Annotated in this window: 10 protein-coding genes; 8 read left to right on the top strand and 2 right to left on the bottom strand. The window is 48.7% G+C overall.

From position 1 onward, the window contains the following. The first annotated feature begins 71 nt into the window (after positions 1–71). The 3 genes from L6I86_RS24095 (at position 72) to L6I86_RS24085 (ending at position 3480) form a co-directional block, all read left to right on the top strand. A complete protein-coding gene (locus L6I86_RS24095) occupies positions 72–326 on the top strand; it encodes a hypothetical protein (protein ID WP_056622187.1) in 255 nt (84 codons plus the stop codon). A 279-nt stretch (positions 327–605) separates the two neighbouring features. Beyond that, positions 606–1307, top strand: coding sequence for a response regulator transcription factor (locus tag L6I86_RS24090; protein ID WP_236290961.1), 702 nt, complete (start codon positions 606–608; stop codon positions 1305–1307). Continuing rightward, complete coding sequence (locus L6I86_RS24085; protein ID WP_236290960.1) at positions 1285–3480, top strand: sensor histidine kinase; 2196 nt, start codon at positions 1285–1287, stop codon at positions 3478–3480. The genes L6I86_RS24090 and L6I86_RS24085 overlap by 23 nt, the downstream gene beginning before the upstream one ends. Positions 3481–3561: 81 nt before the next feature. On the opposite strand, the gene L6I86_RS24080 is transcribed toward L6I86_RS24085, so the two are convergent. After that, positions 3562–3729: a hypothetical protein gene (locus tag L6I86_RS24080; RefSeq protein ID WP_236290959.1), complete on the bottom strand. Its 168-nt coding sequence runs from the start codon at positions 3727–3729 to the stop codon at positions 3562–3564. 544 nt (positions 3730–4273) lie between these two features. On the opposite strand from L6I86_RS24080, the gene L6I86_RS24075 reads away from it, so the two are divergent. The 3 genes from L6I86_RS24075 to L6I86_RS24065 all read left to right on the top strand — a co-directional run bounded on the left by L6I86_RS24075 (position 4274) and on the right by L6I86_RS24065 (position 8624). Next, positions 4274–6025, top strand: coding sequence for an ABC transporter ATP-binding protein (locus L6I86_RS24075; protein ID WP_236290958.1), 1752 nt, complete (start codon positions 4274–4276; stop codon positions 6023–6025). A 64-nt stretch (positions 6026–6089) separates the two neighbouring features. Then, positions 6090–8213 (top strand): ABC transporter ATP-binding protein, encoded by a 2124-nt coding sequence (locus L6I86_RS24070; RefSeq protein ID WP_236290957.1) that lies wholly within the window; start codon positions 6090–6092, stop codon positions 8211–8213. 102 nt (positions 8214–8315) lie between these two features. Beyond that, the gene (locus L6I86_RS24065; RefSeq protein WP_236290956.1) at positions 8316–8624 is read left to right on the top strand and encodes a hypothetical protein; all 309 of its coding nucleotides are present in this window, start codon (positions 8316–8318) and stop codon (positions 8622–8624) included. Between the two features lie 589 nt (positions 8625–9213). Here the strand turns inward: L6I86_RS24065 and L6I86_RS24060 are convergent. Continuing rightward, the gene (locus L6I86_RS24060; RefSeq protein WP_236290955.1) at positions 9214–9834 is read right to left on the bottom strand and encodes an NAD(P)-dependent oxidoreductase; all 621 of its coding nucleotides are present in this window, start codon (positions 9832–9834) and stop codon (positions 9214–9216) included. A gap of 125 nt (positions 9835–9959) precedes the next feature. Here L6I86_RS24060 and rluF point away from each other — a divergent pair, with 125 nt between their 5' ends. Both rluF and L6I86_RS24050 read left to right on the top strand, forming a co-directional pair. Next, complete coding sequence (rluF, locus tag L6I86_RS24055) at positions 9960–10673, top strand: 23S rRNA pseudouridine(2604) synthase RluF (protein WP_056622176.1); 714 nt, start codon at positions 9960–9962, stop codon at positions 10671–10673. Positions 10674–10894: 221 nt separating this feature from the next. Beyond that, the gene (locus L6I86_RS24050) at positions 10895–13267 is read left to right on the top strand and encodes a YcdB/YcdC domain-containing protein (RefSeq protein WP_236290954.1); all 2373 of its coding nucleotides are present in this window, start codon (positions 10895–10897) and stop codon (positions 13265–13267) included. The last annotated feature ends 9 nt before the right edge of the window (positions 13268–13276 follow it).

Below are 13276 nucleotides of genomic sequence, written 5' to 3'. Positions count from 1 at the left end.
ATAAAATTCCCTCATATACCTCATCCTAGCAAAGGTAATACATATCCTTATGAGGAGGTAATAAGCACAATATGACCAAAGTTGATTCAAGTTTACAATCGCAAAATCCGATCTCATCTGCACAAAATTCCGTCGATAACGTTCACCAAGCCGTGAATCATGCCCTATCTCACCCGACAGCCCAAACGGTTGAAGAGGCTAACAATGCCATCTCCAAAGCAGAAAATGCTGTAGCCCAGGCAAGTCTTCAATCAGACAGCCCAGCGGTGCAGCAAGCCATGGATTCTTTGGACGAAGATAAGGCGCGACTTGAGAATTTGGAATAAACACATTTTCCAAGGAAGACAAGGAAGAAAGCCGTATCCCGTAGTGCACAACTACAGTGGAAACGGCTTTTTTGCTTTTTGCGTTTTCCATCGCTTTCAGCTTGTAAACAGACCTCATGATGAAACGGCACTTCCGTGCTACACTAAAGAGACAAACAGCTTGTCAGTCTTGTCTTCATAATTTCTTAAGAATTATGGTAACTATTTTGTAAATAGTATCTACTAATATTAGGCTAGTACGGTGGGTTGAAGTGAGATAAAGAAAAAGGGTGCGTGGACGTGACGAAATACCAAGTGCTGGTCGTCGATGACGATATCGACATTCAGGAAGCGATTGAGATTTATTTGAGGGGCGAAGGGATGGAAGTCAGCAAAGCGAGCAACGGTTTGGAAGCACTGCTTTTGCTGGAAGTAAAGGAGTTTCATCTAGTCATCCTCGATATCATGATGCCGAAGATGGATGGGATTCAGGCGACATTCAAGATTAGAGAGAGCTGCAATGTTCCGATTCTGATGCTTTCGGCCAAAACGGAGGATATGGACAAAATTATGGGCCTGAATGTGGGTGCTGACGATTATTTAACGAAGCCTTTCAATCCGCTGGAACTGATCGCCAGAGTGAAGTCGCAGTTAAGGCGCTACACAACGCTAGGGCCATTTGGAACGGAAAAAACGGCAAATGAGGAGTTAAGCGTCCGCGGTCTCGTGCTCAATCCTGTCACCAAGGAAGTCACAGTCGATGGCGAGGAAGTGCGTATGACGCCAACAGAATTCAAAATTTTGGAGTTGCTGATGGTGAATAAGGGACGAGTATTTTCTATCGATGATATTTATGAAAAGGTGTGGAAAGATCCCGCTTTTAACGCTGAGAATACTGTGGCTGTGCATGTGCGCAGAATTCGCGAGAAAATCGAAATCAATCCGAAGGATCCTAAATATTTGAAGGTGGTGTGGGGTGTTGGCTATAAAATGGAGAAGTAGATCAATCTCCCTGGTGTTGCTGGTCGGTGTTGTCATCATGTGGACACTGACGTTATTCGCGGCAACGAATGCCTATAAGAACAGCGTGTATTTCGGTGAGGATGCTTATTTCAAAAGCGGGGCATTCGAGAGGGAGATAAATTCCGTCTATGAGAATATTCAATTGTATCATCTGGAGGCTCCGCATTTCAGTGAGAAAACACCAGAAGAGCAGCTCGGCAATAATGACTATTATAATGTGAAGCGTGACGCGGAACGGACCGTACAGGATCGCTTGAACAATTTGCAGGAGAAGTACAGATCGCGTATAGATAATGCTCGAAGTCGTGATGACAATGTAGAAGTAGATCGACTGGAAGCTGAAAGAGATACGAAAATTGCGGAGTTGAATAAGGAGATGGAAGCGAGTTTTCAACAAAATCTGAAGACCGCAATCACGGCAAAACAAAAGCAATTCATGGCGGCCAAGACGAGTCTGGATAACCGTGTGAAATCGCTTTACTACGTCGTGAAAAACTTGAAAACCGGCGAAACCTATAGCAATATCTCGTCTGAAGCGCTGCAAAAAAAGATAGATCAGCAAGCGTTCATGTATACACTGACATTGCCCAAGATAGATGAACCGAATCGATTTTCGTACCAAATGAATGTTGATCAGGTCAAAGCTACGTACTACATTTTAAACCCATCACAAGGCTCGGGCATTATTCAAGCGGATTATCTCACTTATGAATCTCAAAAGCAGCAAGCAACAGCAACGGTTTACTGGTTAGCAGCGCTTGTGGTTCTCACAATCGGGCTAACCTACTTGGCAAGAAAACATCGGGGAGATAACCCATCGCTGATCGATATCCAAACGGTGGTAAGGGAACGATTGCCGATCGATGTTCGGGCTTGGACAACTTTTATTGCGGCTGCTGCACTGTTCGGTATCCTCTTCGATGCTGAGCTATATTACTGGTCTCCGACCTATGTAAGCTTATATCAAATAAGCATTGTCCTCATCGCTTCCGCATTACTTGTTATTGTATATAACGGTCTTCGTGGTGCAGTCGCACTGCTTAGATATCCTGGAAATCTCGCCATGGAATGGAGAAGCAGCTTAACGGCATCATTCTGGCAAACCCTGAAAGACATGCTGGAGCAAAGAGGATTGCTGTTCAAGCTGCTAGTCTTTATGGCGATCATCGGGATCATGGGCTTCTTGCCCGTGTGTGTAGTTGCTTCTAGCGGAGAAGAGGCTGTTATCGTCTTTACGTTCATTTGGTACATTATGTTCCTGCTCGTGGTACTGCCTTATATGATGCGGAAGATCAAGCAGCTTCGCGCCATTATCAAAGGCGTGGAACAAATGTCGCAAGGTAACTTTGATGTGACCCTTCCTGCCAAAGGAAAAGGCCAATTGTCCCGGATGGCGATGAACATTAACAATTTGAAGTACGGTCTGCAGCTTTCGCTGGAGAAACAACGCGTCAGTGATCGTCTCAAAACAGAGCTGATTACGAATGTTTCCCATGATTTGAAAACACCGTTAACCTCCATTATCAATTATGTCGATTTGCTCAAAAAAGAAGGTTTGTCTGCCGACCAATCTACCCACTATCTCGAGGTGCTCGATCGGAAAACGCAGCGACTCAAGGTGCTCATCGAAGATCTCTTCGAGGCGTCGAAGATGGCAAGCGGAGCAACAGAGCTTCATTGGGAAAAAGTCGATGTTTCCGCCTTACTAACCCAAGCATTGGCGGAATTTAGCGACAAAATCGAGGCGTCCACGCTGACTTTCCGCGTAAACGTGCAAAGCCCGCATATGTATGCCGTGCTGGATGGCAAAAAAACATGGCGCGTCTTCGAGAATCTCATCGGCAACGCCTTGAAATATGCCTTGCCGGGAACTCGTGTCTACGTTACGTTGACAGAAAATATAGAGCGCGTTATCCTGATCATTCAAAACATCTCCCTCCACGAGCTGAATTATGGCGTAGAGGAGCTGTTCGAACGCTTCAAGCGCGGAGACCAGTCTCGCGGAACGGAAGGCTCCGGTCTCGGCCTCGCCATTGCTAAGAGCATTGTCGAGCTGCAAGGCGGCACGCTCACGATTGATCTTGATGGTGACCAATTCAAAGTAATTGCCGAATTTGAAAAACGTGATGTGCTGGCTTCGCAGCAGGTGTAGTTGTAGATTATGTTGCTTTAGTTAGTTTGATGTTTGCTCAAGCTATATAAGAACGCCGTCCGATAAGGACGGCGTTCTTTATCATTTTAGCTCCAACTCCTCCAACGTATACCGGTTGTCCCACAAAAAAACCATGTCATACGCTGTTGAGTCCTTCGAGACAAACCTTGCTGTAGCTGTAATAACGCCACCGATGATCGTTCCGAATCCCACAATCCATCCCATTAATGCAAACACTTGATCGACCATGTGCATTCACTCCTTTGAGGCGTGATGAACTCCTAATCTATCCATATGCCCGATGAATTTGAAACATGTGTGACATTTGAAAGCCTTCTCATCACGAGTATAGACATCGGAAATGTCGGGCTGGGAGAGTTGCGTTTTAATCTTTTTCTCCGATTGACACGTTCAGAAGAGGGATGGTAAGATCACCCTGTAAGGTTCGAATAGACAGCTTTTGGAAATGTTAACAGGCACCTAACGTGCCAGGCTCATCAAACGAAACAGGGGGGTTCACTATGGATAACATGGTTATTGTATTTAACGTACATCATAAACGGACACACGTCCGACCTAATTTCATAGATGGTAACCCGCTGGTTAGCCCGAGCGACTGCATACGCATGTTCGGCTGTTAGCACCCCTTCCCATACGTTAATTTGTGAAGCGCGGGTTACGAAGTTCGTAACGAGCGCTTTTCTGTTTCTATAGAAGGCATATCGCTGCGTGCGGTATGTCTTTTTGCGTCTTTAGGTGTCTATGCGCCATTTGAGAGGAGTGATAAGATCGTATGTTTACTGTATTAAAGAAATTAGCTTGGTTTTTTAAAATGAACTGGAAACGCTATAGCCTCGCGATTGGGCTTCTGATCATCGTCGGCATCATCGATGTTTTACCGCCGAAGCTGATTGGTTACGCGATTGATGGGATACACATGGGCACTTTAACGGGAGCCAAATTAGCGCAACTACTCGCTTTTTGGGGCGCACTCATCGTCGTGAGCTACGGGCTGTCTTACATTTGGCTGTACCAGCTGTTCGGCGGTGCCTTCGTACTTGAACGTGTGCTGCGCTCCCGATTCATGCGGCAGCTGCTGCGGATGACGCCTACCTTCTATGAGCGCAATCGTACGGGCGATCTGATGGCTAGAGCGACGAACGATTTGCAATCGGTTTCGACAACCGCAGGCTTTGGGATTTTGACCTTCGTCGATTCGACGCTGTTTATGTTAACGATTCTGAGCATGATGGGCTTCTTCATTAGCTGGAAGCTGACGCTTGCCTCGATTGTACCCCTGCCGATTATGGCTGTTGCGATTACGATTTTCGGGAGCCGTATCCACGAAAGATTCATCCTCGCACAGGATGCTTTCGGTCAAATGAATGACCGTGTTCTGGAAACCATCGCAGGTGTTCGGGTGATTCGGGCATTCGTGCAGGAGAAGGCGAGTGAGCACAATTTTGAGACGATGACGGACGACGTCTATCGCAAAAATATCGCAGTAGCGGTTATTGACGCTCTTTTTGAACCAACGGTCAAAATTCTAGTCGGTATTTCCTACCTAATCGGACTTTGTTACGGTGGTTATCTCGTGTTCCACAGTGAGCTGACGCTCGGAGAGCTAGTGTCTTTCAATACCTTCCTAGGTATGCTGATCTGGCCGATGTTTGCGATTGGTGAGCTGATGAACATTATGCAGCGTGGAAATGCATCGTTAGATCGTGTCAATGAGATACTCGGCTACAAGCCGGATGTCAATGAAGTGCCGAACGCTGCGACGCAGCTGAAGCCGGATTCTATCCATTTTGAAAAAGTAACCTTCCGTTACCCGTCCTCATCCATCGATAATTTGGTTAACATGACGTTCCGCTTAGAACGCGGACAGACGCTCGGGATCGTCGGCCGAACAGGCAGCGGCAAAACAACCCTGCTGAAGCAGCTGCTTCGCGAGTATCCTATCGGTCAAGGCGCGATCACGATTACAGATACGCCAATCGAACAGATCGCGATCGATACGCTCCATGGTTGGATCGGGTATGTACCGCAGGAGCCAATTCTTTTCTCCAAAAGCGTGCGCGAAAACATTATGTTCGGCAAGGGGCAAGGCACCGAAGCCGAATTACATCGCGCGCTTGATCTAGCTGCGTTCCGCAAGGACGTCGAGTTCCTGCCGGAAGGTCTGCAGACACTCGTCGGGGAAAAAGGCGTCGCCTTATCCGGCGGTCAGAAGCAGCGCGTATCCATTGCGCGGGCGTTGTACGTCGATCCGGAGATTCTCCTGCTCGACGACGCCCTCTCTGCGGTCGATGCGAAGACAGAGGCTGAGATCATTAGCGGCATTCGTACGGAACGCGCAGGCAAAACAACCCTAATCACCACGCACCGACTCTCCGCCGTACAGCATGCCGATTGGATTGTCGTGCTCGATGAGGGTTATATCATCGAAGAAGGCACACATGAGCAGCTTCTCGCGCTCGGCGGTTGGTATAAAGAGCAGTATGATCGTCAACAGCTCGAAGAGCAGACGGTTGGGATGGAATAGATGATGGGGGGAAACTTGCACCCAACGATATGAGACAAAAGAAGAAAAGTAGGTGAGACTCCTGATGACACAAACGCAACACAATAAACAAACAACATCAACGAAACAAACCGGAAAACGGTTGTTCCAATATGCGGCCAAATTCAAGCTAACCTTGCTCATCGCGCTGCTATTCTTATCCTTGGCTGTCGCTACTGAGCTGGCGGGACCTTTCATTGCCAAGCATATGATCGACACCCACATTCTCGGAATCGAGAAGCCGTGGTTTGAGACACAGTCGGCGAAGAAGGGTGAGAAGGCTGTTGCTTTTGAGCAGACGTTCTATAAGCGGGGGGACAACTACGCAGAGGGCGAGCCGAAGGGCAAAGAGGTCCGAATCCTACAAGTCGGCAGCAAGTTCGTGTGGCTGGATCAAGCTCTTCCTTGGGATGGCGTCCGCAAGCTGACGGACGACGGCAAGCTGCTGGTTACGCAAGGCACGGAGCAGGCGGAGTATGCCGTTCGGAAGCTGAGTGTGCAGGAGCTATATAGCTTTTATCAACCGCAATTTGCAGAGTTAATGAAGCTGGCGGGGTTCTATGTGATCTTGATTTTCGTGGGAGCCGGCTTTACTTACGGGCAGAGGTATTTGCTGCAAGCGGCAGCGAATCGCATCATTCAGCGTATGCGCAGGGATGTGTTCGCCCAAATCCAACGATTGCCGATCAACTATTTTGATAATCAGCCTGCAGGCAAAATTGTTTCACGTATCACAAACGACACAGAGTCGGTTCGGGATCTGTATGTGCAGGTGTTGGCGAACTTTTTTACAGGCACCATCTACATCCTGGGAATTATCGCGGCCATCTTCATTCTCGACGTTCGTCTGGCTCTCTTCACGCTGCCGATCATTCCCCTGCTCATTGCTTGGATTATCGTGTACCGCAAGTATGCGTCGACGATTAATCATGAAATTCGCGAACGGATTAGCAGCATCAACGGGATGATCAATGAAGCGATCCAAGGGATGACAATCATTCGAGCTTTTCGCCGGCAAAAGGAAACGATTGAGGAATTTGAGGTTTTGAATGAAGAGTACACGCACTATCAAAACAAGCTGCTCAGCTTGAATTCCCTGACCTCTCATAACTTGATGAACGTGGTGCGAAACCTGTTCTTCTTCGGGTTGATCTGGTATGTGGGCGGCAGTGCGCTTAATGCGGCGATTACGGTTGGCGTGCTCTATGCCTTCGTCGATTACCTCAACCGGATGTTCCATCCGATGGTAGGTATCGTGAATCAGCTGCCGAATTTGGAGCGAGCGCTTGTGTCGGCTGACCGCGTGTTCGAGCTACTGGATGAACAGGGCATAGACGTTGTCGCTGAAAAAGCAGACCGCTACAAAGGCCACGTGAGCTTCGAGCACGTTCGCTTCGCCTACAAAGAAGGGGAGGATGTGCTGAAAGACATCTCTTTCGAGGCTAAACAAGGGCAGACGGTTGCCTTAGTTGGGCATACCGGTTCAGGCAAAAGCTCAATCCTTAACCTCCTCTTCCGCTTCTATGAGGTCAGCGAAGGCCGCATCACGGTGGATGGCAGTGATATCCGCGAGCTATCGAAGCAGCAGCTTCGGCAGCACATGGGCATCGTGCTGCAGGATCCGTTCCTCTTCACGGGGACGATTGCGTCCAATGTCTCCTTGGACGATCCGTCCATCACCCGGGAACGGGTGGAGGCGGCGCTGCGCGAGGTTGGCGCAGCGGATATGCTTGGTGCGCTGCCGCACGGCCTCGATGAACCGGTCATCGAGAAGGGCAGCACGCTGTCTGCTGGGCAGCGGCAGCTGATTTCATTCGCCCGGGCGCTGGCGTTCGACCCGGCGATCTTGATCCTCGATGAGGCGACGGCCTCCATCGATACGGAGACCGAGGCCATCATTCAGGCCGCGCTCGAAGTGCTTGCGAAGGGGCGGACCACCTTCATCATTGCCCATAGACTGTCGACGATTCGCAGCGCCGACTTGATTCTTGTGCTCGACCACGGCGAGATTGTCGAGCGTGGCACGCATGAGGAGCTCATGGGGCTCCTCGGGCGATACTACCAGATGTACCAGCTGCAAGCTGGACATCCGGAAATTGCCGCCGCTGCGGAGAGCGGCGAACCAAGCAGCGAGCCGGTAGCTGGCGAATCGATTGGGCATAAGATCTAGGTCGCGAGTCGTAGACGAATCTCGACAAAAGGCTAACGACGCTGACTTTCCAATATGCTACAATAGAGCAAATTGATGCTTATGGGAAGTGGAGGAGAAATTATGCGCTCAGATACAATTCGTTTGCTTAACCTTTTGCAGATATTATCCGAAGTAGCTATTGCAGTAGGGTATTTACTTGGGTTAATCCCATTCGTGTATGCATGGTCATGCGCTTGGGTCATTCCATTGGTCTTCGTGAATTTGGTGTTTGCCATCCTCACGGGCAATGGAACTACGCTGAAAACCATCATCAACATCGCATTGGCCTTCTTAAGTCTCATTCCTTTGCTTGGTTATGTATTCCGCTTTGGCGGCATCGTCGTGTCGGGTTTGAATATGAGAGAGTTGTCCAAGAGAAGAAACAACTAGTAGACGTAGTGAAAAACGGATGGCGCCGAAGTGGCGCGCATCCGTTTTTTTTATTAAACAGGAAATATAGCTAATTTGTATAGCTGAGAAGTCGATTTTGGCAGTCTCGGAGACAACTTAGTGTGGATGAGCTGCTGAGCCTGCGATTTGGGACGTCTCACGAGTGGGATTCGCCATATAGCTAATTTGTATAGCTGAGAAGTGATTTTGGCAGTCTCGGGGAGAATTTGGTGCGGATGAGCTGCTGAGCCTGCGATTTGGGACGTCTCACGCGTGAGATTCGCCAAAAAGCTAATTTGTATGGTTGAGAAGTCGATTTAGGCAGTCTACTTTAGCTCGCTCCCACGATCTGTGTAATTCTAACGGACACCAGCGCCGCTATTTCGAAAAAAGCAGACAGTTTCCTCGTGTAACGGACATCAGTGCCGTTATTTACTATTTGAGAGGCAATATAACGCCCGAAACACGAGAATAACGGCCGTGTTGTCCGATAGAACAGGCGAAACCAGTTAAATGACTGATTAACGTCATCTGTGTCCGTTAGACGAGGGTGGAACACAGGGCGGTTCGGCGTTATTCGTCCCCCTCACTAATAAGCCAACCCCACGCGGCAGCCGATATACGCGTCCTCCACCGCGACGCGGTAGGTGAACGCCGCAGTGTCGCCGACGGAGATGGACGTGCCGCCGTCCGGCAAGAAATCGCGCTCCGCGCGGAACTGACCCTGCGCTTCGCCGTCGGGCAAATACGTTGGACACACGACCGTCCAACGTAGGCCCGATGCGGCGAGCAGCGCCCACGCCTGGCGGTGCTCCTCGGCTGCGCGTGTCGACGAGCGCCGCGTGTCCGGCGCTTCAAAACGCAGCAGACCCGGATGTTCCCGGCTCTGCAAGATGCCGGCCGTGCCGACGGTGACCACGCGGCTCACTCCGGCGGCTTTCATCGCCGCGATGAGCAGGGGCGTCGCCTCGGTTAGCACGGTGCCGCCATCGGTGCCAAGGCAGCTCACGACGGCGTCTACGCCAGTCATGGCGCCCGCAAGATCCTCTGCGGAACAGGCATTGCCTTGCAGCAAGGTTAGGCGGTCGGAACGCAGTGATATTTTATCCATACTCCGCACGACTGCGGTTATCTCATGACCATCCTGCAGAGCTTGAGCTAGAACTCGCTGCCCCACACGGCCAGTTGCTCCTAATAGTAGAAAGTGCATCATTGTACTCCTTCGGTATGTAAACTGTTCTCCTAGTATAACAAACTTGAACCGTCGCTTCGAATCCAGCATAATAGAAGGTATTGAATTCAAATGAAGGCGGAATAGAAGGGAATTTCAGGGGCATGAGAATTAATAAGTTTATAAGTGAAACCGGCGTGTGCTCCAGACGTGAGGCGGACAAATGGGTCGAAGCTAGGCGTGTAACGATCAATGGAGAAATTGCAGGGCTTGGCAGCGTTGTAGGTCCTGGTGATGAAGTGAAGGTCGATGGGCGGGCAATTGGAGAGAAGAAAGAACACGTATACATTGCACTTAATAAGCCAGTGGGCATTACCTCAACAACGGAGGCGCATATTCGCGGGAATATCGTTGATTTCGTGGGGCATTCGGAGCGAATTTTCCCTATCGGCAGATTGGACAAAGACTCAGAAGGGCTTATCCTACTGACGAATAACGGGGATATTGTGAATCAGATCCTCCGTGCGGAGAACAATCACGATAAAGAATACATCGTAACGGTGAATCGGCCGATTACGCAGATGTTTTTGCGGGGAATGGCTAGTGGGGTGCGGATTCTGGGCACGATGACGAAACCATGTGAAATCATTCAAGTCAATGAACGTGTATTTCGAATCATTCTCACACAAGGGCTGAACCGGCAAATTCGTAGGATGTGCGAAGCATTCGGATATCGTGTAGTGCGTCTGCAGCGTGTTCGGATCATGCATATTCATTTGGGTGCTTTGAAAGTAGGGAAATGGCGGGATTTAACGCAAGGTGAGTTAAAGGATTTGATGCAAATGCTTAGCCAGGAGAAGTCGCAGACGAATCCGTAACCGTATATGAATCACAAGATAAGGCTTGAATATTCCGTATGGGATGCTCAAGCCTTTTTCTAATTTTGCTGGGTGAAATAGATATAAATATTGGTATTATTTTCTCGTGTAATTGCAACCTTTTTCCAGCGCCCACCGTCAAGTATAATATGGCAGTTGGACGCGTCCAAGCATGTGGGTCCACATGTCGTATGGAGATCTACTTGAGGAGGAAGATGACTTTGAAATTATTAAAACAAGCAGGCACAATGGTACTCGCTTCGACATTGTTGCTGACAGTTGCTCCGATGGGGGCATGGGCGGCGGAAAGTGTATCTGGTACAGCTACATCCGCGATGTCATCCCCTGCCTACCCAGGGCAAGCCGACGTCTCGGCGGAAGATGCCAAAATTACGAAAGAACAGGCGCTTGAGTATGCCAAAGCTTACATAACACTACCTACGGATTATGTTCTCCAATCGATAAGTTTAAACGCTTTTTATGGCCAGAATGGTCAGAATATCCCGACTTGGAACATCAGTTATTCGAAGAAAGTGAAAGATCGTTTCTATGGATCGGCTAATATCGCCATCAATGGCTTGGATGGAACGCTTACGTCTTACAATATGAATGACAATGATCCTGAACATAAACCGTCGTATCCGCCTAAGGTGGATTTCCAAGCTGCGAAGGAGCTGGCTGCAGCATTTGTTGCTAAAGTAAACCCATCGAAGCAGAAGGAACTGCTGTATGATGACTCGGTAGAGAAAGCGTTCCGTACCCCGCTTGACGGCAATTATCAATATAACATTCGCTATGATCGATCCGTTGGGGGAGTTCCATTCTCCGGGAATGGACTTAATGTCAACGTCAATGGTGAGGGTCAGGTTACGAGCTATTGGTACAATTGGGACGATAAGGTGATTTTTGATAAGGTGAGCACACCGATTTCCAAAGAGAAGGCAGATCAGCTATTCCGTGAGAAGATGGAGCTTGCCTTACAATATCAAATCCCGTATAACACGCAAGGGAAAAGAGCACCGATTATTTCCTACTTTATGAACAGTTTTACTTTGGATGCGGCAACAGGCGAGGTTTGGCAACCATTTCCTAGCTTGAACGGTAACAATAAGCCATTAACAGATAAGCCACTGGGAATGAAACCGCCAGCTACCTTGAATTTGACGAAGGAAGAAGCCGTTAAGAAAGTGGCAACGACGTTTAATCTATCCTCTGAGTACAAGCTGCAAGAAGCTTCCTACAATGAATCGAAGAATGCTGAAACGGGTGAGACCTTATCGAGCTGGAACATGAGCTGGACCAAGGCAACGTCGGATGCAGCAGCTACTGGAAAAATTGTTGCAGGTAATAACGTTTGGGCATCCGTGAATAGTAAAACTGGTGTCATTACTAATTTCAACTATTATGTTCCATATAGCAGTGAGAATGATAAGCCTATCGAAGGCAAAGTTTCATTAGATGATGCGATTGCGAAAAGCACGGAATTTGTCAAAGCGCAGCTTCCTGCTTCCACGGATCAACTCGTGTTGAATGTTCAGAAAGAGTATTCCCAGGACATGCTGAAGCAAATGCGTACATGGGAAATTAGCTACAAGCGCGTCATTGACGGCGTTGCTGTGGCGAATGAAGAGGTACGGGTAAGCATTGACCGCGTAACGGGAGCCATCTCGAACTATTATGTATCCCTAAGTGATAATATCGCGTATCCTGCTCAAAAGCCTGAGGTTATTTCCGTTGATAAGGCCAAGGCTCTGTGGCTGGCACAGTTCGACGTGAAGCTTGGCTACGTATTGGAGAGCAATGGATATACAGGCGCTATACCGATTGAGAAATACCGCGTAATGATGGCGGCAGGGGAGATACCTCCGTCAGTAGCAACGGATGCAAAAGCGCAGCCAAAGGCGAAGCTTGTGTATTCCCTTGTTCCGAAAAGTGTGAATCGCGATAGCTTTCTTCTGGATGCCGAATCAGGTCAATGGCGCAGTGCGCAAACCGGTGAGGTTATCTCTTTGGATAAAGTGATTGTTAGTGATATTGATAAGCACTGGGCACAAAATGAACTTCAACTGATGCTTGATTATCAAGCTTTGGATGTGAAGGACGGTAAAGTGAATCCTGACCAAACGATTAAACGCGGTGAGTTGGTCAAAATGCTTGTCATCGCCATGAATGGCGGCAACGGCGGCATCTATTACGGAGCTGAGCGTGCTGCATCTTTCGCGGATGTGGGCAATGGCTCCAAATATTTTGCCTATGTGGAGAATGCTGTTGATCGCGGGCTGCTTGATGTAGGGAAAGAGTTCAATCCGGAAGCTACGATGAATCGTGAAGAAATGGCGCAATTGATCGTGAAAGCGCTGGGTTATCACAGCCTAACGAAGTTTGACGGTGTATTTAACAAGGATTTCTTGGATGCTGGGAAAGTGTCTAACGTTGGCGATGCTGCAATCGTGTTAGGGCTGAATATTATGACGCTCAGCGATGGCTACTTTGCCCCGCAGAATGAAGTGACGAAAGCACAGGCGGCTAGCGCGTTCTATCGTTTCTTGCAAACGAGAGCAGAATTGCAAGATAAGCCGCGATACTACTATTAATCTTTCTAC

This window comes from Paenibacillus allorhizoplanae (assembly GCF_927798215.1).
Classification (GTDB): Bacteria; Bacillota; Bacilli; order Paenibacillales; family NBRC-103111; genus Paenibacillus_E; species Paenibacillus_E allorhizoplanae.
Note: the sequence above shows the minus strand (reverse complement) of the source record. Positions and strands in the feature narration are given on the sequence as shown.

Excerpts from the sequence above, each read along its gene's own strand:
- L6I86_RS24095 (WP_056622187.1), top strand. The coding sequence starts at position 72 with ATGACCAAAGTTGATTCAAGTTTACAATCGCAAAATCCGATCTCATCT.
- L6I86_RS24070 (WP_236290957.1), top strand. The coding sequence starts at position 6,090 with ATGACACAAACGCAACACAATAAACAAACAACATCAACGAAACAAACC.
- L6I86_RS24060 (WP_236290955.1), bottom strand. The coding sequence starts at position 9,834 with ATGCACTTTCTACTATTAGGAGCAACTGGCCGTGTGGGGCAGCGAGTT.
- L6I86_RS24065 (WP_236290956.1), top strand. The coding sequence starts at position 8,316 with ATGCGCTCAGATACAATTCGTTTGCTTAACCTTTTGCAGATATTATCC.
- L6I86_RS24080 (WP_236290959.1), bottom strand. The coding sequence starts at position 3,729 with ATGGTCGATCAAGTGTTTGCATTAATGGGATGGATTGTGGGATTCGGA.
- L6I86_RS24075 (WP_236290958.1), top strand. The coding sequence starts at position 4,274 with ATGTTTACTGTATTAAAGAAATTAGCTTGGTTTTTTAAAATGAACTGG.
- rluF (WP_056622176.1), top strand. The coding sequence starts at position 9,960 with ATGAGAATTAATAAGTTTATAAGTGAAACCGGCGTGTGCTCCAGACGT.